Raw genomic sequence first — 24,991 nt, forward strand, 5'->3', positions numbered from 1 at the left:
TAAGTAGAACTAGATAAATGATTATATATACAGCACCTGTTTTTTTAGATATTTGAAATTATAAACTCAACATTACTATAAACTTAAATTGTAAAATTAAATTTAAACAATAATCTACGCATCGAGAATAATAGAAAGAGAAATAGAAAGAAAGGATGGGCAAGCGAATGAAGATAGGTATAACATGTTACCCGTCCATGGGTGGTTCTGGAATTATTGCCACAGAATTAGGAATTAAATTAGCAGAGCGAGGTCACGAAGTACATTTTATCACTTCAAATATCCCGTTTAGAATAAGAAAACCATTACCGAATATGATTTTTCATCAAGTTGAAGTGAATCAATATGCAGTATTTCAATATCCACCGTATGATATTACGTTAAGTACTAAAATCGCTGAAGTTATTAAAGAATATGATCTTGATTTGTTGCATATGCACTATGCTGTACCTCATGCAATTTGTGGGATTTTAGCTCGTGAGATGTCAGGTAAAGATATAAAAATTATGACAACGTTACACGGTACTGATATTACTGTTTTGGGCTATGATCATTCACTCCAAGGTGCAATTAAATTTGGCATTGAAAAAAGTGATATTGTAACAAGTGTGAGTAAATCTTTAGCGCAAGAAACACATGAAATTATTGAAACTAACAAAGAGATTATACCGATTTATAATTTTGTACGTGAAAATGAGTTTCCAACTAAACATAACACAGCATTAAAATCACAATTTGGTATAGCACCAGATGAAAAAGTGTTAATACATGTATCGAATTTTAGACAAGTAAAACGCATAGATACTATTATAGAAACATTTGCAAAAGTACGTGAAAAGATACCTAGTAAATTAATTTTACTTGGTGATGGTCCTGAATTAGTGCCAATGCGTCAAAAGACGAAAGAGTTAAACGTAGAAGAGGATGTTTTATTTTTAGGGAAACAAGATTGCGTAAGTGAATTTTACCAATTATCTGACTTAGTATTATTATTAAGTGAAAAAGAAAGCTTTGGACTAACTTTACTTGAGGCTATGAAAACAGGCGTCGTTCCAATTGGTTCAAATGCCGGTGGAATTAAAGAGGTTATTAAACATGGTGAAACTGGATTTGTCGTAGATGTGGGTGATAGTGATTCAGCGAGTGACTATGCTATCCGATTACTTGAAGATAAGGTGTTATACAACAAACTTCAGAAAAACATGCTAGCAGATATTGCTGAACGTTTTGGATCAGAACTCATTACAGATCAATATGAGTATTATTATCAAAAAATGCTAAATGAGCATAACAAAAGTAAAGGCGAGTAATAATATGGATAAATCATTATTTGAACAGGCAAGGCCTATATTAGAACAAATTCAAGACAATGGTTTTGAAGCATATTATGTAGGTGGCTCTGTAAGAGATTATGTCATGGGAAGAAATATTCATGATATAGATATCACAACAAGTGCAACGCCAGATGAAATAGAATCTATCTTTAGTCATACGATACCTGTAGGTAAAGAACATGGCACCATAAATGTAGTTTTTAATGATGAAAATTATGAAGTGACAACATTCCGTGCTGAAGAAGATTATGTCGATCACCGTAGACCAAGTGGTGTTACATTTGTTCGTGATTTATACGAAGATTTGCAACGAAGAGATTTCACGATGAATGCGATAGCAATGGATACAGCATACAAATTGTATGATTATTTTGATGGTCAACAAGATATTAATAATCGAATAATAAGAACTGTAGGTATAGCTGCGGAACGATTCCAAGAAGATGCTTTACGCATGATTCGATGTTTAAGATTCCAGTCACAATTATCATTTGATATTGCAACGGAAACATTTGAAGCAATGCGTACACAAATGGCAGATATTAAATTTTTATCAATTGAGCGTATAGTGATTGAACTAACTAAATTAATGCGAGGTATTAATGTTGAAGAGAGTTTTAATCATTTAAAATCGATGAAAGCATTTAATTATATGCCATATTTCGAACATCTTGATATGAATCAAATTAATGTGACTGAACCAATTGATTTAGAATTGTTGATTGCTATAGTGTCAGTTAAATTTGATATTAATTACTCATTAAAGCCTTTAAAGCTAAGTAACCGACAAGTAAAAGATATCAATCAATATATTCAAATTATGAATGCATTACCAAGTATTATTACAAAAGAACAATTAAAAATGTTTGTTTATGATTATGATACGAATCTCATTAAAAATGTAATGGTTGCAGCAGACGTGTTAAAGGCAAATGATATTCAAGGACATGAACCATTAATCGTTAACCTTCAAACGATTGATGAAACATTACTTCACTTACCTATGCATAATAGAAAAGACATGATGGTTAATGGCGGTGTACTTATGGCACATTTAAATGCCAAAAGTGGTCCGTGGTTAAAAGATGTGCTAAGACAAATTGAGATAGCGATTGTAACAGGTAAAGTAAGCAACGAAGAAACTGAAATTTTGAAATGGGTGGATAATCATGTCAAAATATAGTCAAGATGTACTTCAATTACTCTATAAAAATAAACCGAATTATATATCTGGACAAAGCATTGCGGAATCACTTAATATATCGCGCACTGCAGTAAAAAAAGTGATTGACCAATTAAAGTTAGAGGGATGTAAAATAGATTCAGTAAATCATAAAGGACATTTATTACAACAACTCCCAGATATTTGGTATCAAGGTATAATAGACCAATATACAAAAAGTTCTGCTTTGTTTGATTTTAGTGAAGTATACGATTCAATAGATTCTACACAACTTGCTGCGAAAAAGTCACTTGTTGGAAATCAATCTTCATTTTTTATCTTGAGTGATGAACAAACGAAAGGTCGTGGGCGATTTAATAGACATTGGAGTTCTTCAAAAGGGCAAGGACTTTGGATGTCTGTCGTGTTAAGACCTAACGTTGCATTCTCAATGATATCTAAATTTAATTTATTTATTGCATTAGGGATAAGAGATGCGATTCAACATTTTAGTCAAGATGAAGTCAAAGTGAAATGGCCGAATGATATATATATTGATAATGGTAAAGTGTGTGGTTTCTTAACTGAAATGGTTGCTAATAATGATGGTATAGAAGCAATAATATGTGGTATAGGTATTAATTTGACGCAACAACTAGAAGACTTTGATGAAAGTATTAGACATAGAGCAACAAGTATACAATTACATGATAAAAATAAATTAGATAGATATCAATTTTTAGAGAGATTACTTCAAGAAATTGAAAAAAGATATAATCAATTTTTAACGTTACCTTTTTCTGAAATTCGTGAAGAATATATTGCAGCTTCTAATATTTGGAATAGAACGTTGCTATTTACAGAAAATGATAAACAGTTTAAAGGACAAGCAATTGATTTAGATTACGATGGCTATCTAATTGTTAGAGATGAAGCGGGTGAATCACACCGTTTAATTAGTGCAGATATAGATTTTTAACACTAAAGCAAGGAGAGATAGCTATGGGTATGGCAACCTATGCCGTTGTGGATTTGGAAACAACAGGCAACCAATTAGATTTTGACGATATCATTCAAATTGGTATAACGTTTGTGCGCAATAACCAAATTATTGATACATATCATTCTATGATTAGAACAAATTTAGAGATTCCGCCATTCATTCAAGCGTTAACATCCATTGAAGAAAATATGCTACAACAAGCGCCATATTTTAATCAAGTTGCACAAGAAATCTACGATAAGATAAAAGATTGCATTTTTGTCGCTCATAATGTAGATTTTGATTTAAATTTTATTAAAAAGGCATTTAAAGATTGTAATATTCAATATCGTCCCAAAAAAGTTATAGATACACTAGAAATCTTTAAAATAGCTTTTCCTACAGATAAAAGCTATCAATTAAGTGAATTAGCAGAGGCACATGGTATTACTTTAGCAAATGCCCATCGAGCTGACGAAGATGCCGCTACTACTGCTAAATTGATGATATTAGCTTTTGAAAAATTTGAAAAGTTACCGTTAGATACTTTAAAGCAATTATATTATTTAAGTAAACAGTTGAAATACGATTTGTATGATATTTTCTTTGAGATGGTTAGGCAATATGATGCAAAGCCATTGGATAAATCGTACGAAAAGTTCGAACAGATTATCTATCGTAAGCAAGTTGATTTTAAAAAGCCGACAACAAATTATAAAGGCAGCTTGAAGTCTTTATATAGCAAAGCTGTAGATCAACTTGGCTTAACATATCGACCGCAGCAATTATATTTAGCGGAAACTATATTAGATCAGCTCATGCATAGTGAAAAAGCAATGATTGAAGCATCACTAGGCAGTGGTAAATCATTAGCATATTTACTTGCGGCCTTGATGTATAATATTGAAACTGGGAAGCATGTCATGATTTCTACCAATACCAAATTACTGCAAAGTCAATTGTTAGAAAAAGATATTCCAGCAATGAATGAAGCGTTGAATTTTAAAATTAATGCACTATTGATTAAAAGTAAAAGTGATTACATTTCATTGGGACTTATTAGTCAAATTTTAAAAGATGACACAAGTAATTACGAAGTGAATATCTTGAAAATGCAATTGCTGATTTGGATTACAGAGACGCCATCCGGAGATATCCAGGAATTAAATTTAAAAGGTGGTCAAAAGATGTATTTTGACCAGAAAATCGAAACATATGTACCGGCACGTCACGATGTTCATTATTATAATTTTATTAAGCGAAATGCACAGAACATTCAAATTGGTATTACAAATCATGCACATTTAATTCATTCTGATGTTGAAAATTCAATATATCAATTGTTTGATGATTGTATAGTAGATGAAGCACATCGCTTACCAGACTATGCCTTAAATCAAGTGACAAATGAGTTGAGTTATGCTGATATTAAATATCAGCTTGGTTTGATTGGTAAAAACGAAAATGAAAAATTGTTAAAGGCAATTGATCAACTGGAAAAGCAACGAATATTGGAAAAATTAGATATTGCACCAATTGATATTTTTGGCTTGAAGGCTAGTATGAATGAGATTCATGAGTTAAATGAGCAATTGTTCTCAACGATATTTACGATTATCAATGATTCTGATGTTTATGATGATGATATTCATCGTTTCCATAATGTATTTACTTTTGAAACAAAAGACATTTTGAAGGATTTACATGCGATTATCGATAAGTTAAATAAAACGCTAGAAATATTCAATGGCATTAGTCATAAAACAGTTAAATCATTACGGAAACAGTTGTTGTATTTAAAAGATAAATTTAAAAATATCGAACAAAGTTTAAAAGCTGGACATACTAGTTTCATTTCAATTAAAAATTTATCTCAAAAATCAACAATACGTTTATATGTGAAAGATTACGCTGTAAAAGATGTATTGACGAAACAAGTATTGGAAAAATTTAAATCACTCATTTTTATATCTGGTACTTTAAAATTTAATCATTCGTTTGATGCTTTTAAACAGTTATTCAACAAAGATGTTCACTTTAATACATTTGAAGTTAACACGTCGTTACAAAGTGCAAAAAATACAAGTGTATTTATACCGAGTGATGTAGCATCTTATCAATATAAAAATATAGATGAGTATGTAGCATCGATTGTAAGCTATATTATTGAATATACGACTATAACGTCATCAAAATGTTTAGTCTTATTTACGAGTTATAAAATGATGCATATGGTACAAGATATGCTAAATGAATTGCCAGAATTTGAAGATTATGTTGTATTAACACAACAGCAGAACCAAAATTATAAAATAGTACAACAGTTTAATAATTTTGATAAGGCCATACTGCTTGGTACGTCAACATTTTTTGAAGGCTTTGATTTTAAAGCAAATGGTATTAAATGTGTGATGATAGCGAAGTTACCGTTTATGAACAAGCATAATGCAAAATATTGGCTTATGGATTCTGAATTCACTTCAACTTTCAAGGAATATGTATTACCTGATGCAGTTACACGTTTTAGACAAGGACTTGGAAGATTAATTAGAAATGAAAATGATCGCGGCATAATAGTTTCATTTGATGATCGACTCATAAACAGTAATTATAAAAACTTTTTTGAACAAACACTTGAAAATTATCGTCAGAAAAAAGGCGACATTCAACAGTTTGGAAAATTATTAAGACAAATTCAAAAAAAGAAAAAGTGAGATACAAAGTAAAATTCTTGTGACATGACATGTGCTATGTTCTGTTACAAGAATTTTTGTTTGGTCGTCAATATTTGAGTTTTATAATTAAACTTGAATGTTAGCACAAAAAACGACCTTCATACTAATAATATTGAGGCTTTATTATATATTTTGTCTGAAACTGATGATTGCACTGTCTTAATATAAATTAATGTTCAAATCTGTGCTTAAATCATTACCATTTACACGTTATCTTTTAGTCTAGTTCTAGAACTTGAAAGCGGATTTTGTTAAAATGAATGAGTATTGTATAACGAAAAAATAAATAGGAGAATGGTTATGAAAACAACGATTAAACAAGCGAAAGATCATTTAAACCAAGACGTTACAATTGGTGCTTGGCTAACAAATAAACGTTCAAGTGGTAAAATCGCCTTTTTACAATTACGTGATGGAACAGGTTTTATGCAAGGCGTAGTAGTTAAATCAGAAGTTGATGAAGAGGTATTCAAACTTGCGAAAGAAATTACTCAAGAATCATCTCTATATGTTACAGGCACAATTACAGAAGATAATCGTTCTGACTTAGGATACGAAATGCAAGTGAAATCAATTGAAGTTATTTCAGAAGCGCATGACTATCCGATTACACCTAAAAATCACGGTACAGAATTTTTAATGGATCACCGTCATTTATGGTTACGTTCTAAAAAACAACATGCTGTAATGAAAATTAGAAATGAAGTTATTCGTGCAACGTATGAATTTTTCAACAAAAATGGATTTACAAAGGTTGATCCACCAATTTTGACAGCAAGTGCACCAGAAGGTACAAGTGAATTATTCCATACTAAATACTTTGATCAAGATGCGTTTTTATCTCAAAGTGGTCAGTTATACTTAGAAGCTGCGGCAATGGCACACGGAAAAGTATTTTCATTTGGTCCAACTTTCAGAGCTGAAAAATCAAAAACACGTAGACACTTGATCGAGTTCTGGATGATTGAAGGGGAAATGGCTTTCACAAATCATGCTGAAAGTTTAGAAATTCAAGAACAATATGTAACACATGTAGTAAAATCAGTTTTAGAAAATTGTAAACTAGAGTTGAAAATTTTAGAGCGTGATACATCAAAACTTGAAAAAGTTGCGACACCATTCCCTAGAATTTCATACGATGATGCAATTGAATTCTTAAAAGCAGAAGGCTTTGATGATATTGAATGGGGCGAAGATTTTGGTGCGCCACATGAAACTGCCATTGCTAATCATTATGATTTACCGGTGTTTATTACTAATTATCCAACTAAAATTAAGCCTTTCTATATGCAACCAAATCCTGAGAATGAAGAAACTGTATTATGTGCAGACTTAATTGCACCTGAAGGATACGGTGAAATTATAGGTGGATCTGAACGTGTGGATGACTTAGAATTGTTAGAACAACGCGTTAAAGAACATGGATTAGACGAAGAAGCATATAGTTACTACTTAGACTTACGTCGTTATGGTAGTGTGCCACACTGTGGATTTGGTTTAGGTTTAGAGCGTACAGTAGCATGGATTTCTGGTGTTGAACACGTTCGTGAAACAGCGCCATTCCCAAGATTATTAAACCGTTTATATCCATAAGTTTTAGGATCGTTACTTAAAATTTATATTATGATAATAAAAAGAATCGTCCAGCCTATATTAATAGCTGGGCGATTTATGCTTGGAAAATGTAGATTGATAACGGCTTTCATTAAGCATGAACAAACTTTTGTTTAGTAATTATATTTGGAAAATAAATAGCTCATTTGATTATACATAAAGTTCATTGTTAAAAACTAGTTTTAAAAAAATACTGTTATTTAAAATTTGTTTGCTACTAGTTAAATATATTAAGCATTTTAGTCGAAAATTAAAGAAAATGATTTATACTATTAAGTAATGGTTAAATTTAAAAGGGGGCACGAACATGGATAAATATCAATTAAAAGCAAGACCTGTAGTGATACGAAGAGAATTATTAGACCATTACAGTGACTTAGGTTTAGATGAGCAAGATTTAGTCATTTTGCTTAAATTGATTTATGCTTCCGAAACATCAAATAAACAGCCTTCAATTGAATTACTTCAGAAGGGCTCAACTATGCAACCACGCGATATTACAATGGTTATTCAAAATTTGATACAACGTGAATTGCTAGAATTACAAGTTCAAAAAGATGAAGAAGGTAGATTTACCGAATATATGAATCTAGATCCTTTTTTCGAAAAATTAAGTCATATATTGAAGCAACAAAGTATGGAAACGAAAGAGCAAAATAGTAAAGAAAAATTTAAACAATTATTTAGAGTTTTAGAGGATACATTTGCAAGGCCGTTATCTCCATATGAAATAGAAACGTTAAATCAATGGATTGATGTTGATAAACACGATAGTGCAATTATACAAGCGGCATTAGACGAGGCGAATAGTTTGAATAAACTTAGCTTTAAATATATGGATCGTATTTTACTTAATTGGAAGAAAAACAATGTCAAAACAATTGACGATTCTAGAAAAATAAGAGAAAAATTTAATAAACCGAAAATGACGCACACAGTTAAAACGGTACCTAAATTTGATTGGTTAAACGGGGAGAACCTTGATGGTAAGTAAGAAAAAAGCATTAGAAATGATTGATGTTATAGCAAATATGTTTCCGGATGCAGAATGTGAATTAAAACATGATAATCCGTTCGAATTAACTATTGCTGTATTATTGTCAGCGCAATGTACAGACGTTCTAGTAAATAGAGTAACAACTGAGCTGTTTAAAAAATACAAAACGCCTGAAGATTATTTGGCAGTCAGTGATGAAGAACTTATGAATGATATTCGTTCCATCGGTCTGTATCGTAACAAAGCTAAGAATATTAAGAAACTTTGTCAATCTTTGATTGATCAATTTAATGGAGAAATACCACAAACACATAAGGAATTAGAAAGTTTAGCAGGTGTAGGACGTAAAACTGCTAATGTAGTCATGAGTGTAGCATTTGGTGAACCTTCATTAGCTGTTGATACGCATGTAGAACGTGTTTCTAAACGCTTAGGTATTAATCGTTGGAAAGATAATGTGAGACAGGTAGAAGACCGTTTATGTTCTGTTATACCTAGAGATAGATGGAATAGGAGCCATCATCAACTCATTTTCTTTGGAAGATACCACTGTTTAGCCCGAAAACCTAAATGCGATATTTGTCCACTATTAGAAGAGTGTAGAGAAGGACAAAAACGTTATAAAGCTAGTTTGAAAGAAGCGTGATAACATGACAAATATTACAAAAGAGGTATTTGATATTTTAGAACAAGAGATTGATGTATTTGCCAAAAATAAGACATTAGGTTCTAGTGAAGCAAAGCCCTACTTGGATGAATACCATAGTAAAATTATTGATTATTTTAATCAGATTAATGACATAACTGGCAATATTGATTTTGATAATTTAAATCAATATCCTGTTGTGCCAATGAATTTTAAAGAAAGATATGATTATATGATTGAACGTAAATATCATTTTATGGGCTATCGACAAATGAAGACCTTTAAAACTGAATTGATTAAAATGAATGCTAGTTATCAAACAAGGTTAAAGAATAAGCAGGTATAGACAAGTTTGATCATTTCCTAATGTTGAAAAGATGTAAAACTATTTCATGCACACATATTTGTATTTATGTTAGGTGTCGTGACATTACAACATTTTAATATAAAAACTGTCCATCTACATCATAATGGATATCTTGAGGTATGTTTTAAGATATCTATTTCGAATCGTAGGTGGATTTCTTATATCTATGAATGTGAAAATACGTTACAAACATGTTGATATTTCACTGATTAACGTACACAGGGAATTGATAAACATATCAATTTAAAACAGCGTCTAAGATGACTATGAGAAAATATAATCATAATTTTAAAAATGGGAACAACCATTTTTGCAATTTCAATAATTTAAAATAGCTAAAGATGTGAATATGAAAAACTATTTAGATGTTTCAAAATGAATGTGAATGACTGATTTTACGGTTTCTACTAATATAGCAATAGCTTATGAATACTTATAAAAAATCCTCAGCTACACCATAAATATGGTATAACTGAGGATTTTATGTTGAGTGGATTAGTTGAATATACCTGTTAATCCACCGCTGTTTCTAGATTGTTGAGATCTAGTATTGTTATTTGATTGTGCAGTACCACTGCTGTTTGCTGATGTGTCACTACCACCGTGTGTACTACGATTTGTAGTGTTGTTATCTTGACTACCAGAAACATTGATTGATGGGATACTACCACTTACTGAGCTAGGACGTTTAAAGTCTTCGCCATCTCTAGATGAAATTTTTGACATCACATTTTCATATAAGAACTGTGGATATTCTTGTTGGCTATGTCCCACAAATGAGTTTTCACCATATTGTTTAACTTTACTGAAGCCCATCCACACTGACATAGTGTATTGAGGTGTAAAGCCGTTAATCCACACGTCTTTCGCTGCATTATCAGGTAAATTATATTGTGAATAAGTTTCAGCACCGTAAGTACCAGTACCTGTCTTAGCACCCATATTTACTCCAGATACACCATGGCCATATGCAGAACCATATGGTTTAAATGTACCTTTTAGCATCTCAGCTAACATGTATGCAGTGTAATCACTCATCGCTTTATGGCTAGTATGATCGTATTCGATTGTTTCACCATCACGAGTAACTACTTTTTGAATTGAATGCGCGTTGTTATAAGTACCACCGTTAGCGATTGCAGCAAATGCTGATGCTAATTGTGTTGGTGAGAATTCTGAAGCAGAACCACCAAGTACTTCAGATGGACCAATATCGCCTTCGTAGTTTAAGCCAAGTTTGGCAGCGAATTTCTTAGGTGCATCATTACCAGCATTTTGCTTAACTGATTGCCAAGCTTTTAAAGCTGGGATATTGAAACTTTGTCGTAAAGCATCATAAATTGATACAGTACCGTGACTCTTCACATCGTAGTTTCTAAATGTAGATCCATCAACTTGATATGAAGATTCATCTTGAATCGCATGGTTTGTTGCCCATTTCATATTTTCAATGGCAGGTCCATACGCTAAGAAAGGTTTTAAAGATGAACCAGTAGGGTGAGGATCTGTTGCTTGGTTTCTGTTAACGACGTCTTTGAAATCACGTCCACCAGATATAGCAACTAAACCACCAGTTTTACTATCAAGAATCGTTGCACCAACTTGTTGGTCTTTATTCTTGTAGAAGCTACCATTATCAACATCATTTTGTAATGTTTTTTGAACATCTTTATCCATGTTTGTATAAATTTTAATACCACTTTGTAATACATTACCTAAATTTTCATCTTTGAATGCTTTATTATTCATTAATTCAGATTTTACAAAGTTAACGTATGAATTATACTCAGAATCTTGATTTGTATCAATGTTTTGACGTTCTTCAGCAGTACGATTTACTAAGTTCGCTTTTAAATCGATTTTCTTAGCATCTTCCCACTGTTTATCTGTAATGCGTTTATGATAATGCATTAAGTATAAAACAGTGTTTTTACGATCTTCAGCAGCTTTTGGATGATCATAAATATTATAGTTGTTTGGAACCTGAGGTAAACCGGCTAAATAAGCTTCTTCCGCTAAGTTTAAATCTTTTAAATCTTTATTAAAGTAGTACTTTGCAGCAGCTTTAATACCTGTTACGCCATCAGAATAGTAAATTTTATTTAGATATACTTGGAAGATATCATCTTTACTATACTCTTGTTCTAAACGATATGATAAGTATGCTTCTTGAGCTTTACGTCCAATAGATTTATGTTGTGATAAAAATGCATCTTTAACAACTTGTTGTGTTAATGTTGAGGCACCTTCAGAACCAAATCCACCAGTCAAGTTCTTACCAATTGCACCGAATAAACGTTTATAATCAAGTGCGCCATGTTCGTAGAAACGATTGTCTTCAGTTGCAAGTACTGCGTCTTTCATTGATTTCGGCACGTCTTTTAAATTTACATGCTCATGTCTTTGGCCATTATCTAATGTTTTAACAAGTTCTCCGTTCTTGTCATATATCTTTGCAGGAATCGGATCTTGTAATTTAGCTTCGGTAAAAGCAGGTGCTTTCCAAGCATAATAAGCAAACAATAAGATACCTAGTAAAAGAACAACGAAAAATGCAATAATCATGAAGCCAATAATCTTAATAATCGTTCTCTTCACATTTCTATTCTTTTTTGAGTTGGATTTCCCACCATTATTACCATTTTTCTTAGGCTGAGAAGATCCTTTGTTTTCCGTCATACGCGGTCCTCACTTTCATCTAATATCAACTTATCAACTGCTTTTAGATAGTCTAATCTTGGTTGATACTGATAAGGAATATGGTAACCATTTTTTCGTATTTCATCAACTGTTATAGACTTTTTAATATTATCTTTATATCTCTTCCAAAATATTTCGAATTTTGAATAGGGTAAAAGATAAACTTCATCTAGCGTTTTAAAACGAATCATTAAAAACACAATACCTTTTTGTTGATATGCATTTTTCATGTGTTCGACTTGATGGTCATGAATATTATTTAAAGGAAAGGACGTCTTGTTTTTAGTTTCCTTTGCTTCAAAATCAATATAATAACCTTGATAAACGCCGTTGTAATCAGTTGTTGAAGGTGTACGAAAATAAGCTTCGTTAATCACAGCTTTACTCCGTTTAGGATAGTTGACATTAACTATTTGTACTGGCGTAGGCTTTTTGTGAATAACTGCAATGTCGCTTTTAAGATAAAACGCATTTGAATGTTCGATATCTTTTTCAAGTGACATACCACGTCCACCATACTCAATATTACTAAAGGCAGCGGTCTTTTTCCCTCCGTCTATAGCACTATTTTTACGATATGGTTTACCATTTGGATAATTCATAAATTTCACCACACAAGTTTGGTAGTAAACGTTGTTTATTATACACAACATTATAGTGAAACACCAAACTTAAATTAGTATATATGCGAAAGACACAATACACCAAAGCTTATTTTAACGTGATTTCAGCATTAACACAATAATATTATAATACATTTACCGTTAATGTTGGAATTTTACACACAATTTTAATTAATTGAAAAGTTTTGCTTATAAAAATGAATACTCATTACAATATTTTTGAATTTTGTTATAAAAGTCAAATCATGATCAGTAATTATTATTTTTGAGGCAAGTACAAGTATGTGTTGTTAATCAGCAGAGGTGTATTTGATTTAAATGATTTTATTAGATTAAAAGTATTTTCATCGTATAACAACATACACGATAAAATTTTGTATTTATATAGGAAGTTTTTAGATTTACTTGATTTAACAGATAACACATTTGAAAAAATAGTTAAATCAAATTATATAGAGTGTTAAAACATGACGAATACAGTATATTGTGATAAATTAAAAAATGTAGGAGGCGTCCTCATGAATGATGTAGTCGAATCACTAATTTATGAAGTTAACAACATGCAACAAAATTTTGAAAATGTGAAATCACAACAACAAGATCATGATTTTTACCAAACTGTAAAGCCATATACTGAACATATTGATAGCTTGCTCAATGAGATCAAATTACATCGTGAATTTATTATAGAAGTACCTTATATGAATTCAAAGAAATTTGAGCTACTGATTGCTAACATTGAACAACTTTCTGTCGAATGTCATTTTAAGCGAACAAGTAGAAAGTTATTTATAGAAAAGCTTAAAAGTGTTCAATATGATTTACAAAATATATTAGATGGCATAACTAAAGAGGGCACTTATGGTTAAAACAGTTTATGTAACAGGTTACAAATCATTCGAATTAAACATTTTTAAAGATGACGCACCTGAAGTACATTATTTAAAACAATTTATAAAACATAAAATTGAACAACTGTTGGATGAAGGATTAGAATGGGTGTTAATACAAGGGCAAATGGGTATAGAATTATGGACTGCAGAAGTTGTTATTGAATTACAACGAACATATGATTCGTTAAAGTTTGCTGTAATTACACCGTTCCAAGGACATGCAGAAAAGTGGAATGAACATAATCAAAGTAAGTATGCCAACATAATTAAGCATGCAGATTATGTTGATAGTATTTTTCATACGTCATATCAAGGTCCTTTTCAATTTAAACAAGCAGATCAATTTATGCTTGAACATTCGGATCAAACATTGCTCATTTATGATGAGGAACAAGAGGCGAGTCCTAAGTTCTTCAAGCAGATGTTAGTTGATTTTATGGATAAAACAAACTATACTTGTGATATTGTGACGTTCGATGAATTAACAGCATTCATCAATGACTTACAGTGGTCTGAAGATCAAAGTTTCTAATGAGGTGGAAAAAATGTCAGATGTTTCATTGAAATTATCAGCAAAAGATATTTATGAAAAAGATTTTGAAAAAACAATGGCTCGTGGCTATAGAAGAGAAGAAGTAGATGCATTTTTAGATGACATTATTGCTGATTATCAAAAAATGGCCGATATGAATAATGAAGTTGTAAAATTATCAGAAGAGAATCACAAACTTAAAAAAGAATTAGAAGAATTACGACTACGTGTAGCAACATCTAGACCTCAGGAAAATAAAAGTTTTTCTTCGAATAATACAACAACAAATACATCTTCAAATAATGTAGATATTTTAAAACGTATTTCAAACTTAGAAAAAGCTGTATTTGGTAAATAATTACTAAATACAAAAGTTTAACTGTCTTACTAATAATGACTATGTTATAATTTTAAAAGTGATATTTTGGGTAATCGCTATATTATATAGAGGAAAGTCCATGCTCACACAGTCTGAGATGATTGTAGTGTTCGTGCTTGATGAAACAATAAATCAAGGCATTAATTTGACGGCAATGAAATATCCTAAGTCTTTCGATATGGATAGAGTAATTTGAAAGTGCCACAGTGACGTAGCTTTTATAGAAATATAAAAGGTGGAACGCGGTAAACCCCTCGAGTGAGCAATCCAAATTTGGTAGGAGCACTTGTTTAACGGAATTCAACGTATAAACGAGACACACTTCGCGAAATGAAGTGGTGTAGACAGATGGTTATCACCTGAGTACCAGTGTGACTAGTGCACGTGATGAGTACGATGGAACAGAACATGGCTTATAGAAATATCACTACTAGTTTAGCTCTCCTAGATGATGGAGAGCTTTTTTCATGAAAAGAACACTTAAAATTAACGCCTTGTCTTGATATAATGACACTGCCTTGTTTTAAAATGATAAGCAAATGCGTTAATGTATCAGCGATTAAATTTGTTGGAAATGTATAAAAAAACACAAGCTAAGAATAAAATACCTGTATAAAAGGAGAATCATATATGTTTCAATTACTTGCAGTTTGTCCGATGGGATTAGAAGCTGTTGTTGCTAGGGAAATTCAAGAATTAGGCTATGAAACAAATGTTGAAAATGGCCGTATATTTTTTGAAGGAGACGCAAGTGCAATTGTAAAGGCAAATTTATGGTTGCGCACAGCAGACCGAATCAAAATTGTTGTTGGACGTTTTAACGCAACAACGTTTGACGAATTATTCGAACAAACCAAAGCGCTCCCTTGGGAATCTATTATTGATAAAGAAGGTAACTTCCCAGTTCAAGGTAGAAGCGTTAAATCAACACTACATAGTGTGCCAGATTGTCAGGCGATAACTAAGAAAGCTATTGTTGAACGATTACGTCGCGCATATAACGAAAAAGGTTGGTTAAATGAATCAGGTGCGAAATACCCCGTTGAAGTTGCCATTTTAAAAGATAATGTATTATTGACTATCGACACATCAGGATCTGGTTTGAACAGACGTGGTTATAGATTAGCACAAGGTGAAGCACCAATTAAAGAAACGTTGGCAGCAAGTTTAATCCGTCTTGCAAACTGGAAAGGTGATACACCTTTAATTGATCCATTTTGCGGTTCGGGTACAATAGCTATAGAAGCTTGTTTAATTGCTCAAAATATCGCACCTGGTTTTAATCGCGAGTTCGTATCAGAGCAATGGAACATCATGCCAGCAAATATTTATGATGATTACCGTGATGAAGCGGATAAGATGGCTGATTATGATAAAGAAATCGAAGTATATGCTTCTGATATCGATCCTGAAATGGTAGAGATTGCTAAGCGTAACGCTGAAGAAGTTGGGTTGTCTGATATTATTAAATTTAGTGTAAAAGATGTCAATACGTTAACAATTGATACAGAAGAACCGGTGGCGTTAATTGGAAATCCTCCATATGGTGAACGTATTGGTGATCGTGAAGAAGTTGAAGAAATGTACCGTTATATTGGTAAACTAATGAAACAACATCCATTTTTATCTACATACATTTTAACAAGTAATAAAGAATTTGAATATTTAGTAGATCGTAAAGCAACGAAGCGACGTAAGTTATTTAATGGATATATAGAATGTACTTATTATCAATACTGGGGTAAAAAAACAGAACGTAAAACTATTGAAAACTAAAGTGTTTCTAATGTGTGACTAAAATTAGTAATAATTAAGTTCTCATGATAATAGGTATTTTTGAAAAATGGAGGAGTCTATAAATGGGTAAAAAAATGGGTCTAGGTTTATCTATAGCATTGGTTGTTATTGGTATTGCCGTTGTATGTTTAATGATTTTTTCTAGTCAAAAAACGACTTATTTTGGTTATATGAATAGTAATACAAATGCAGAAAAAGTTGTCAGTGAAAAAGATGGATTAGTCAAACATAATATCAAAGTAGAACCATCAAATGATTTTAAACCGAAAAAAGGAGACTTTGTAAAATTAGTTTCTAAAGATGATGGGAAGACATTTTATAAACATGAAATTGTTAAACATGATGACGTCCCACACGGTTTAATGATGAAAATTCACGACATGCATATGAATTAATAAAAAGCATCTATAACGTAATTTGGAAGAAGTAAAGTAATCTTCTTATACGTTTTAGATGCTTTTTTATCTTCAAATTCAAAAAATCGGACAGATGAAAAGTAAAAAACTTTTTATCAGTTCGATTTATTATAGAGCCCGTTTTAAGTAATTAGAGAGTCGAGAATCATTTTGTAAATTTCGTCAGTTCAAAACTTTAAGTGCATGATTATTTAGCACGACGATCTTTAATATATAATATTAATTCAATTATAAATACTAGGATAAGTGATAATCCAAATAATGGCATTAATAGTCCTAATACAATTAAACATATAATGAGTGATATAGATGCTGGTTTTTTTACGCGATGTGGTACTTTTACTGCAGTATTTTTTGTACGCTTTATCCAAGAGACAAATCCCATACCAATGGCTACTAATAAAGCGATACATACAAATAAATTAATGATTTTGTTTAAAATACCGAATAAATGACCTTCGTGAAGCGGAATGCCCCATGTAAACCATTTAGCAATAATACCGTAGTCATCATATTTAATCGTACCTAGCTTTTTACCGCTATATTGGTCGAAATAAAGTGTTTGTTCCTTGTTAGGTGATACATCTAGCCCAGTAACACCTGAATTACTAGTATTAGATACAATAAAGGTACCATGTTTATCACTTGGATATACGATTGAAAACGGCTTTTTAATACCAGCTTTTTGCGCCTGTTCAACGACCTTATCAATAGATATTTGATAATCTAATTTGGTTTGAGGCATTGCTGCATTACCATGATGACTACTTGAACCTTTTTCGGATGAAGCTGGCTGTTTATTTTTACGAGTAGCCCAAGGTAATTCATTCAAATCTGATTTAGGTGGATTAATCACTAATTCACCTTGACCAAGGTCACCGTTTGTGTCCATCATACCGGCAATTTTACTGCCCATAAAACCAGACCATGGCAATCCAGTTAAGACTAATACAAACACTGGAATTGCAATGATAACTCCAATCATTGCGTGCCACTTTTGCCAACGAAGTGCCTTACTTTTGTTAGAAATTAAATGCTTCTTAATGAGTAAATAAGTACCAGATAAAATCATGAATATCGTCCAACATGCGGTTAACTCAACTAAATAATTAATAATAGTATTTTCAGTAAACAAAGAACTATGTATACTTCGCATCACATTAGAATACGTATGTTTCGCATTTTGATCTGCAACAAATTGATTGTTATGATCTAGAAAGACGTAACGCTGATTTCCTGCCATATCACTCAGTGTAATTCGTTTGTTATATGGTTCATCAAGTATGCTAACTTTACTTACAAAGAATCCTTCATATTGTCGTTCAACTTGATGTACTGCATCATTTAATGTTTGATGCGTTTTTACATCACTGTCACCAAAAAACTCATTCTTATAAATATTATTTTCAACTTCTGGAAAGAACAAGTAACCAATGCCCGAAATGGTTAAAGTGATTAACAGTGGAGCAATAAATATTGCTGCATAGAAATGTAATCTTTGTAATGGATTAAATGTATTTTTCATATTTCCCTCCCAATTGGCTATTATACGGTGTCAATTCTGTGACGTGTGTGAACAAACTGTGACAATATTTATTTTCTAGAAAAATTTAACGATGATTTGTGATTTTTAGAAAAATGAACTTTTAAGTTGGAATGTTTGAAGAAAATTGATTATTCGTATGTTTTATCAAGCAGCTATGATAAAATTTAAACATAATACAATGCGAGCCATTTAACGATCTATGTTTAAATGGACATCGATATTGTATGAATTCGTTTTAACAAGCAAGTATTTCTATGTGAACGAACCAAAGGGGAAAGTAACATGATTAATAAAGAACAATTAGATCTTTTATATAAATTAAAAAAAGAAGTTGAAAAGTCGCGAAATGAAGCACTTTTACATACAATTAACCAAGTAATTAAGAAAGTATATTTGCAGCAATATACATGTTCGTTCGTTGGACATTTTTCTGCAGGTAAATCGACACTGATAAATTTATTAATTGAACAAGATATCTTACCAAGTTCACCTGTACCAACGACAAGTAATACTGCTATCGTGTCAGTTTCAGACAATCACGATATTATTGCTAATTTGCCGAATCAAACGTATGCCAAATTATCTAATTATGATGAAGTAAGGGAAATGAATCGCCAAAATGTCGACGTTGAATCTGTAGAAATTAATTTTCAATCAGCTAAATTTGAAAATGGGTTTACGTTGCAAGATACACCAGGTGTTGATTCAAATGTTGCATCACATCAGTCAATAACAGAACAATATATGTATACAAGTAATATGATATTTTATACGGTTGACTATAACCACGTTCAATCTGAACTTAACTTTAAGTTTATGAAGCATATAAATGATGTTGGAATACCTGTTGTGTTTATCATTAATCAAATTGACAAGCATCAAGACGATGAATTGTCATTCTCTACGTTTAAATCACGAGTTGAAAAATCAATTGCAGATTGGGGTATTAAATTAGAACGCACCTTTTATGTATCGAAATTTGATCACCCTGAAAATGAACTTGAAGCATTATCAAGTTATCTAGTTTCATTAGATCAACATAGAGAGACAATTGAGGATTATACATCAAGAACGGTTGAATATATTACCGAAGCTCAGCTAGATTACATTCAGTCTGAAATTCAGGAAGTACTAGAAGATTTAGGTATCGAAGAAGCAGAGTTTGAACAAGCATTTTTAAATAGTCAACAACATCAAGCAATTAGTGAAGAGGCACAACTTTTAAATAATCCAGATGAATTAATGGCATTTTTAAAGAATAAGCGTAAAAATATTTTAGAAAATGCATACATTATGCCGCATAATATGAGAGAAATGTTACGAAGTTATTTGGAGAGTATGTCTCAAGACTTTAATGTTGGCGGCCTTTTTAATAAAAAGAAGAAAAAGCTACAAATTCGACAACAGCGATTATTAACAGCGACAGATGCGTTACAAGAACATGTTAATCAACAAATTCGTCAACCAATGCGAGAAGATATGTCATTTGTTACGCGTTTTATCAATAAAAAAGAAGCTTCAGATAAAGTATTAAATCAGCATTATGACGTTAAGCCGGAAATGATTGAAGGTTTATATCAACCACAAACATCAATCAGCAATACTTATGTACTTACATTTTCAGACGAAGTGGTTAAAGCCATTAAGAAATATGTTGAACAACAATCAACACCGATTTTTAAAGAAATAATAGAAAATGTGCAGGCAGATGAATTACCAACAGAAGAAAGTGATGATTTAAAAGAATATCAACGTTATACAGAATTAAATGAGCTGCGTCAGTCATTGACGACTAAGAATTATCGTCACTACTATATTCATTTAGATGAATCTCTAGATAAATTAGTAGATCGACAAGAGACAACATATCAAGTGGCTACTGATAATGCTCAGGATAATCGTGATCATCAGCAGCTAAATCAAAATACAGCTACAACAAATATGTCTATAGATATTCAAAAAGCACTTGATATAATTTCGGATGTGCCTTTGTTCAAGCGTACAAAGCAGGATATCCACGAAACATTAACACGTATAGATAATAAATTAATAAAAATAGGTGTATTTGGAACATTTAGTGCGGGTAAAAGTAGTTTGATAAATGCATTATTAGGCGAGCATATTTTAGTCAGTTCTCCAAATCCTACTACAGCAGCTACTACAGAAATATCTTATGGAGATGAGAGTTATATAACGCTAAAATCACAATCGCAATTATTAGATGAAATTAATGCAGTAGTTGAATACCAAAATATATCTTTTTCAACTATAGAAGACTTTATTAATTCAGATTTAGAAAAGTTAAAATCACATTTAAATAAAAACCAACTTGCTTTTGTTCATGCAGTTGAAAAACATTATAATTTGTATGTCAATATGTTAGAAAATGGTGAAAAACATGCCATTAATCAACAAGAATTGAAAAAGTGGAGTGCAGAAGATGAATACGCAACATTTGTTAAAACAGTACACATTGCATTAATGCATGATTGGTTAAAAGGTAAAATAATTGTTGATTCATTAGGGCTACACTCAAATAACCAAAGGCATACAAATGAAACCGAGCAAATTTTAACTTCTTCAGACTTAATATTGTATGTAAGTTATTTTAATCATTCATTTACTGATAATGACAAGGCGTTTATAGAACACATGAAAGATATGAACCAACTGAATGAAAACCAAGCATTTAAAATGGTAATTAATGCTGCTGATTTAGCAGAAAGTCAAGATGATCTTGAAGCGGTTGAAACATATGTATCAGATGCATTAAGACAAGTACACTTACAATCAGACATTTTTGCTGTATCAAGTCGAAATGCATTGCAAGCTGAAGATAAGGGTATTGATCAATTAAAACAAAGCATACAACAATTTGTTGATGTTGAATCTAAATCAATTTTAGAACAACAAATGATTCATCAGCTTCAACAAATGGATCGTTCTTATGTAGAGATGATTACAGAATTTGAAACAAATAAAGCTGATATTTCACGTCGCCAACAAAGGTTAACAGTCTATAAAGATAAACAGCGTTTACAACATCAATTAATTGATGCGACGTTACAACATACAGACAACGAAGTTGAAGAACAAGTTTATCATTTAAATGCCCGTTTAAAACTACAACTACTTGACGATGTTAAATCAGTGTTTAATTCTCAAATGACGCAAAATAGTGATTTTAATGAAGAAAAGAAAGTGTCTACGAGAGTATACTTAGATCAAATTCATCAACGATTGTTTTTAGAGCAATCTTTAATTACAGAACGTATAAAAAAATACTTTAATAAGCAACTCACTGAGCAAATTGCACCAATCGTTCAACAATTAGCAGATTTACATGTCATTGTTAATCCTCAGTTTAACTTTGAATCAGCTAATATAGAGCAACCATTATTGCACATCGATTTCAACGATATGCTAAATGCATTGCCTAAACAATTGACAAAACGTAAAATTTTGAATCCAAATGGGCAAAGAGATATACATGAATCAATTTGTCAAAGTACGTTAGGATTATTACAACCACAAATGGGATTATTGAGGCAACAGCTTGAATTATATGTAAAGCAAATGGCTGTAGAAGCTGAATCGCAATTTGAAAGTTTTGAAGCTAATATTCAAACGCAAATAAACGATTTATTAGCATTTGATTTAGATACAACACTTATCAATCAATTGAAAGATAAACATCAACAACTGAAAACTATTTTATATTAAGAAAGAAGGAACGTTTTAAATGCCTAATAAAATATTACTTGTAGATGGTATGGCGCTATTATTTAGACATTTCTACGCTACAAGTCTTCATAAACAATTTATGTACAATTCACAAGGTATACCTACAAATGGAATACAAGGATTTGTGCGTCATATCTTTTCGGCAATACATGAAATACGCCCTACACATGTAGCTGTATGTTGGGATATGGGACAATCAACTTTTAGAAATGATATGTTTGATGGTTATAAGCAAAATCGTTCTGCACCACCAGAAGAATTGATACCACAATTTGATTATGTTAAAGAAATTTCAGAGCAATTTGGCTTTGTAAATATTGGCGTTAAAAACTATGAAGCGGATGATGTTATAGGTACATTAGCACAACAATATTCAACTGATAACGATGTCTATATTATTACGGGGGACAAAGATTTACTGCAATGTATTAATGACAATGTTGAAGTTTGGCTAATTAAAAAAGGATTTAACATTTATAATAGATATACATTACATCGTTTTAACGAAGAATATGCCCTTGAACCACAACAACTAATCGATATTAAAGCGTTTATGGGTGATACAGCAGATGGATATGCAGGTGTTAAAGGAATTGGTGAGAAAACGGCTATTAAGTTAATTCAGCAATATCAAAGCGTTGAAAATGTGGTTGAAAACATTGATGCATTATCAGCTGGGCAACGTAATAAGATTAATGACAATTTAGATGAACTATATTTATCAAAGCGACTGGCTGAAATTCACACACAAGTACCAATTGATAGTGAAGCGCTTTTTGAGAAAATGTCATTTGCAACAACGCTTAATCATATTTTATCAATTTGTAACGAACATGAATTACATGTTTCAGGAAAATATATTTCATCCCATTTTTAAAGAGTATAAGATTTTATGAAAAATTAAACCAATTAAGTATAAAAAGACTATTTCTATCGATACAAGGTAGAAATAGTCTTTTTGCGTATTTGGATATGTCAAAGTGAATAAATAAGCCGAATTTTGATTGATACATATTTGATTAATCAATAGAGTTTAAAGAATTATATTTCATCCAAATAAATTACCATACACTACAAAATAGTACAGTTACAACTTTATTCATTAAAAAAATGGATTTTATTAATTAGTTTTTGAGTCAATGTATTAATACAACTATAAATCAAATGGAGTATAAGAAATAAATATAGTGGTATAATTGCACATAATATTTAAGAATAAGAATAATATATTAAATATTTATTAACAAATTATAGATAAAATATGAATAATTAATTAATGGTATTTACATATTCATAACCAAAGGATAAAATAATTGTGAAATTATTCACAAACGAAAGAGGAGTGTTGCAAATGTTAGTTGCAGTAGTCAAAGAATTAAAACAAGGTGAAGGACGTGTAGCTTGCACACCCGAAAATGTGCGTAAGTTAACGGATGCAGGACATAAAGTAATTGTTGAAAAAAATGCTGGCATTGGTTCAGGATTTTCTAACGATATGTATGAAAAAGAAGGCGCTAAGATCGTAACTCACGAACAAGCATGGGAAGCAGATCTTGTTATCAAAGTAAAAGAACCTCATGAAAGCGAATATCAATATTTCAAAAAGAATCAAATTATATGGGGATTTTTACATCTAGCATCTTCAAAAGAAATAGTAGAAAAAATGCAAGAAGTTGGTGTAACTGCGATTAGTGGTGAAACCATTATAAAAAATGGAAAAGCAGAATTATTAGCGCCAATGAGTGCTATAGCAGGTCAACGCTCAGCAATTATGGGAGCTTACTACTCTGAAGCACAACATGGTGGTCAAGGTACATTAGTGACTGGTGTACATGAAAATGTGGATATACCTGGTAGTACATATGTGATTTTCGGTGGTGGAGTAGCAGCAACAAATGCAGCAAATGTTGCCTTGGGACTAAATGCTAAAGTAATCATTATCGAGTTAAACGATGACCGCATTAAATGTCTTGAAGATATGTATGCAGAAAAAGATGTAACAGTAGTCAAATCAACACCAGAAAATTTAGCAGAACAAATTAAAAAAGCAGATGTATTTATTTCTACAATTTTAATTCCAGGTGCGAAACCGCCAAAATTGGTTACTCGTGAGATGGTTAAATCAATGAAAAAAGGTTCAGTATTAATCGATATAGCTATTGACCAAGGTGGAACTATTGAAACAATTAGACCAACTACAATTTCTGATCCAGTGTATGAAGAAGAAGGTGTGATTCATTATGGTGTACCAAATCAACCAGGAGCAGTCCCAAGAACTTCAACAATGGCATTAGCACAAGGAAATATTGATTATATATTAGAAATTTGTGACAAAGGCTTAGAACAAGCAATTAAAGATAATGAAGCATTAAGTACTGGTGTAAACATTTACCAAGGACAAGTGACAAATCAAGGATTAGCTACATCACATGACCTAGATTATAAAGAAATATTAAATGTTATCGAATAGATAGTAATTTAAATGAAATTGAGTGAAATGAATATTTTAAATATAGCATTATTG

Annotated in this window: 20 protein-coding genes and 1 other RNA gene; 18 read left to right on the forward strand and 3 right to left on the reverse strand. The window is 31.5% G+C overall.

The genetic code is table 11. From position 1 onward, the window contains the following. The first annotated feature begins 167 nt into the window (after positions 1 to 167). The 8 genes from bshA (at position 168) to ACXQH5_RS00755 (ending at position 9,816) form a co-directional block, all read left to right on the forward strand. On the forward strand, positions 168 to 1,310 hold the full coding sequence (gene bshA, locus ACXQH5_RS00720; protein ID WP_000690024.1) for an N-acetyl-alpha-D-glucosaminyl L-malate synthase BshA: 1,143 nt from the start codon (positions 168 to 170) through the stop codon (positions 1,308 to 1,310). Between the two features lie 4 nt (positions 1,311 to 1,314). Then, positions 1,315 to 2,517, forward strand: coding sequence for a CCA tRNA nucleotidyltransferase (locus ACXQH5_RS00725; RefSeq protein ID WP_000361537.1), 1,203 nt, complete (start codon positions 1,315 to 1,317; stop codon positions 2,515 to 2,517). Next, entirely contained in the window at positions 2,504 to 3,475 is a 972-nt protein-coding gene (locus ACXQH5_RS00730; RefSeq protein WP_000049916.1) for a biotin--[acetyl-CoA-carboxylase] ligase, read from the forward strand. The genes ACXQH5_RS00725 and ACXQH5_RS00730 overlap by 14 nt, the downstream gene beginning before the upstream one ends. A gap of 23 nt (positions 3,476 to 3,498) precedes the next feature. Then, complete coding sequence (locus tag ACXQH5_RS00735; protein WP_458066381.1) at positions 3,499 to 6,192, forward strand: ATP-dependent DNA helicase DinG; 2,694 nt, start codon at positions 3,499 to 3,501, stop codon at positions 6,190 to 6,192. Positions 6,193 to 6,513: 321 nt separating this feature from the next. After that, positions 6,514 to 7,806: an asparagine--tRNA ligase gene (asnS, locus tag ACXQH5_RS00740; protein ID WP_000858801.1), complete on the forward strand. Its 1,293-nt coding sequence runs from the start codon at positions 6,514 to 6,516 to the stop codon at positions 7,804 to 7,806. 328 nt (positions 7,807 to 8,134) lie between these two features. Next, the gene (locus ACXQH5_RS00745) at positions 8,135 to 8,821 is read left to right on the forward strand and encodes a DnaD domain-containing protein (RefSeq protein WP_000362218.1); all 687 of its coding nucleotides are present in this window, start codon (positions 8,135 to 8,137) and stop codon (positions 8,819 to 8,821) included. Then, positions 8,811 to 9,470, forward strand: a complete 660-nt coding sequence (gene nth / locus ACXQH5_RS00750; RefSeq protein ID WP_000253769.1) for an endonuclease III — start codon at positions 8,811 to 8,813, stop codon at positions 9,468 to 9,470. The genes ACXQH5_RS00745 and nth overlap by 11 nt, the downstream gene beginning before the upstream one ends. A gap of 4 nt (positions 9,471 to 9,474) precedes the next feature. Then, complete coding sequence (locus ACXQH5_RS00755; RefSeq protein ID WP_000182018.1) at positions 9,475 to 9,816, forward strand: YpoC family protein; 342 nt, start codon at positions 9,475 to 9,477, stop codon at positions 9,814 to 9,816. A gap of 516 nt (positions 9,817 to 10,332) precedes the next feature. On the opposite strand, the gene ACXQH5_RS00760 is transcribed toward ACXQH5_RS00755, so the two are convergent. Together ACXQH5_RS00760 and recU are read right to left on the reverse strand one after the other, a co-directional pair. Then, positions 10,333 to 12,516: a transglycosylase domain-containing protein gene (locus tag ACXQH5_RS00760; RefSeq protein ID WP_000138347.1), complete on the reverse strand. Its 2,184-nt coding sequence runs from the start codon at positions 12,514 to 12,516 to the stop codon at positions 10,333 to 10,335. Beyond that, complete coding sequence (gene recU / locus ACXQH5_RS00765; protein ID WP_001108885.1) at positions 12,513 to 13,139, reverse strand: Holliday junction resolvase RecU; 627 nt, start codon at positions 13,137 to 13,139, stop codon at positions 12,513 to 12,515. The genes ACXQH5_RS00760 and recU overlap by 4 nt, the downstream gene beginning before the upstream one ends. 305 nt (positions 13,140 to 13,444) lie before the next feature. Between recU and ACXQH5_RS00770 the strand changes: the two genes are divergently transcribed. The 7 genes from ACXQH5_RS00770 to ACXQH5_RS00800 all read left to right on the forward strand — a co-directional run bounded on the left by ACXQH5_RS00770 (position 13,445) and on the right by ACXQH5_RS00800 (position 17,156). After that, positions 13,445 to 13,624: a hypothetical protein gene (locus ACXQH5_RS00770; protein WP_001788819.1), complete on the forward strand. Its 180-nt coding sequence runs from the start codon at positions 13,445 to 13,447 to the stop codon at positions 13,622 to 13,624. Between the two features lie 54 nt (positions 13,625 to 13,678). After that, complete coding sequence (locus ACXQH5_RS00775) at positions 13,679 to 14,029, forward strand: YppE family protein (RefSeq protein WP_001000801.1); 351 nt, start codon at positions 13,679 to 13,681, stop codon at positions 14,027 to 14,029. After that, positions 14,022 to 14,585 (forward strand): DUF1273 domain-containing protein, encoded by a 564-nt coding sequence (locus ACXQH5_RS00780; protein WP_000241301.1) that lies wholly within the window; start codon positions 14,022 to 14,024, stop codon positions 14,583 to 14,585. Before ACXQH5_RS00775 ends, ACXQH5_RS00780 begins: the two co-directional genes overlap by 8 nt. 13 nt (positions 14,586 to 14,598) lie before the next feature. Next, positions 14,599 to 14,943, forward strand: coding sequence for a cell division regulator GpsB (gene gpsB, locus ACXQH5_RS00785; protein ID WP_001286321.1), 345 nt, complete (start codon positions 14,599 to 14,601; stop codon positions 14,941 to 14,943). A gap of 62 nt (positions 14,944 to 15,005) precedes the next feature. Beyond that, positions 15,006 to 15,385: RNase P RNA component class B (gene rnpB / locus ACXQH5_RS00790), an RNA gene on the forward strand. A 209-nt stretch (positions 15,386 to 15,594) separates the two neighbouring features. Next, the gene (locus ACXQH5_RS00795; protein WP_000487150.1) at positions 15,595 to 16,740 is read left to right on the forward strand and encodes a THUMP domain-containing class I SAM-dependent RNA methyltransferase; all 1,146 of its coding nucleotides are present in this window, start codon (positions 15,595 to 15,597) and stop codon (positions 16,738 to 16,740) included. 83 nt (positions 16,741 to 16,823) lie between these two features. Next, positions 16,824 to 17,156 (forward strand): DUF4889 domain-containing protein, encoded by a 333-nt coding sequence (locus ACXQH5_RS00800; RefSeq protein ID WP_000516799.1) that lies wholly within the window; start codon positions 16,824 to 16,826, stop codon positions 17,154 to 17,156. 208 nt (positions 17,157 to 17,364) lie between these two features. Here the strand turns inward: ACXQH5_RS00800 and ACXQH5_RS00805 are convergent, their stop codons facing one another. Continuing rightward, a complete protein-coding gene (locus tag ACXQH5_RS00805) occupies positions 17,365 to 18,702 on the reverse strand; it encodes a PepSY-associated TM helix domain-containing protein (protein ID WP_000798998.1) in 1,338 nt (445 codons plus the stop codon). Between the two features lie 303 nt (positions 18,703 to 19,005). Here ACXQH5_RS00805 and ACXQH5_RS00810 point away from each other — a divergent pair, with 303 nt between their 5' ends. From ACXQH5_RS00810 to ald, 3 genes are all read left to right on the forward strand, one after another. Beyond that, positions 19,006 to 22,446 carry a dynamin family protein gene (locus ACXQH5_RS00810; protein ID WP_000608498.1) on the forward strand — a complete coding sequence of 1,147 codons (3,441 nt, stop codon included), beginning with the start codon at positions 19,006 to 19,008 and terminating at the stop codon, positions 22,444 to 22,446. A gap of 19 nt (positions 22,447 to 22,465) precedes the next feature. Next, positions 22,466 to 23,344, forward strand: coding sequence for a 5'-3' exonuclease (locus ACXQH5_RS00815; RefSeq protein WP_001133012.1), 879 nt, complete (start codon positions 22,466 to 22,468; stop codon positions 23,342 to 23,344). A gap of 474 nt (positions 23,345 to 23,818) precedes the next feature. Next, on the forward strand, positions 23,819 to 24,937 hold the full coding sequence (gene ald, locus ACXQH5_RS00820) for an alanine dehydrogenase (protein WP_000959419.1): 1,119 nt from the start codon (positions 23,819 to 23,821) through the stop codon (positions 24,935 to 24,937). Positions 24,938 to 24,991 lie beyond the last annotated feature (54 nt).

Source organism: Staphylococcus sp. SA22, assembly GCF_054165785.1.

Coding starts and splice junctions, on each gene's coding strand:
- bshA (WP_000690024.1), top strand. CDS start 168: ATGAAGATAGGTATAACATGTTACCCGTCCATGGGTGGTTCTGGAATT.
- ACXQH5_RS00725 (WP_000361537.1), top strand. CDS start 1,315: ATGGATAAATCATTATTTGAACAGGCAAGGCCTATATTAGAACAAATT.
- ACXQH5_RS00730 (WP_000049916.1), top strand. CDS start 2,504: ATGTCAAAATATAGTCAAGATGTACTTCAATTACTCTATAAAAATAAA.
- ACXQH5_RS00735 (WP_458066381.1), top strand. CDS start 3,499: ATGGGTATGGCAACCTATGCCGTTGTGGATTTGGAAACAACAGGCAAC.
- asnS (WP_000858801.1), top strand. CDS start 6,514: ATGAAAACAACGATTAAACAAGCGAAAGATCATTTAAACCAAGACGTT.
- ACXQH5_RS00745 (WP_000362218.1), top strand. CDS start 8,135: ATGGATAAATATCAATTAAAAGCAAGACCTGTAGTGATACGAAGAGAA.
- nth (WP_000253769.1), top strand. CDS start 8,811: ATGGTAAGTAAGAAAAAAGCATTAGAAATGATTGATGTTATAGCAAAT.
- ACXQH5_RS00755 (WP_000182018.1), top strand. CDS start 9,475: ATGACAAATATTACAAAAGAGGTATTTGATATTTTAGAACAAGAGATT.
- ACXQH5_RS00760 (WP_000138347.1), bottom strand. CDS start 12,516: ATGACGGAAAACAAAGGATCTTCTCAGCCTAAGAAAAATGGTAATAAT.
- recU (WP_001108885.1), bottom strand. CDS start 13,139: ATGAATTATCCAAATGGTAAACCATATCGTAAAAATAGTGCTATAGAC.
- ACXQH5_RS00775 (WP_001000801.1), top strand. CDS start 13,679: ATGAATGATGTAGTCGAATCACTAATTTATGAAGTTAACAACATGCAA.
- ACXQH5_RS00780 (WP_000241301.1), top strand. CDS start 14,022: ATGGTTAAAACAGTTTATGTAACAGGTTACAAATCATTCGAATTAAAC.
- gpsB (WP_001286321.1), top strand. CDS start 14,599: ATGTCAGATGTTTCATTGAAATTATCAGCAAAAGATATTTATGAAAAA.
- ACXQH5_RS00795 (WP_000487150.1), top strand. CDS start 15,595: ATGTTTCAATTACTTGCAGTTTGTCCGATGGGATTAGAAGCTGTTGTT.
- ACXQH5_RS00800 (WP_000516799.1), top strand. CDS start 16,824: ATGGGTAAAAAAATGGGTCTAGGTTTATCTATAGCATTGGTTGTTATT.
- ACXQH5_RS00805 (WP_000798998.1), bottom strand. CDS start 18,702: ATGAAAAATACATTTAATCCATTACAAAGATTACATTTCTATGCAGCA.
- ACXQH5_RS00810 (WP_000608498.1), top strand. CDS start 19,006: ATGATTAATAAAGAACAATTAGATCTTTTATATAAATTAAAAAAAGAA.
- ACXQH5_RS00815 (WP_001133012.1), top strand. CDS start 22,466: ATGCCTAATAAAATATTACTTGTAGATGGTATGGCGCTATTATTTAGA.
- ald (WP_000959419.1), top strand. CDS start 23,819: ATGTTAGTTGCAGTAGTCAAAGAATTAAAACAAGGTGAAGGACGTGTA.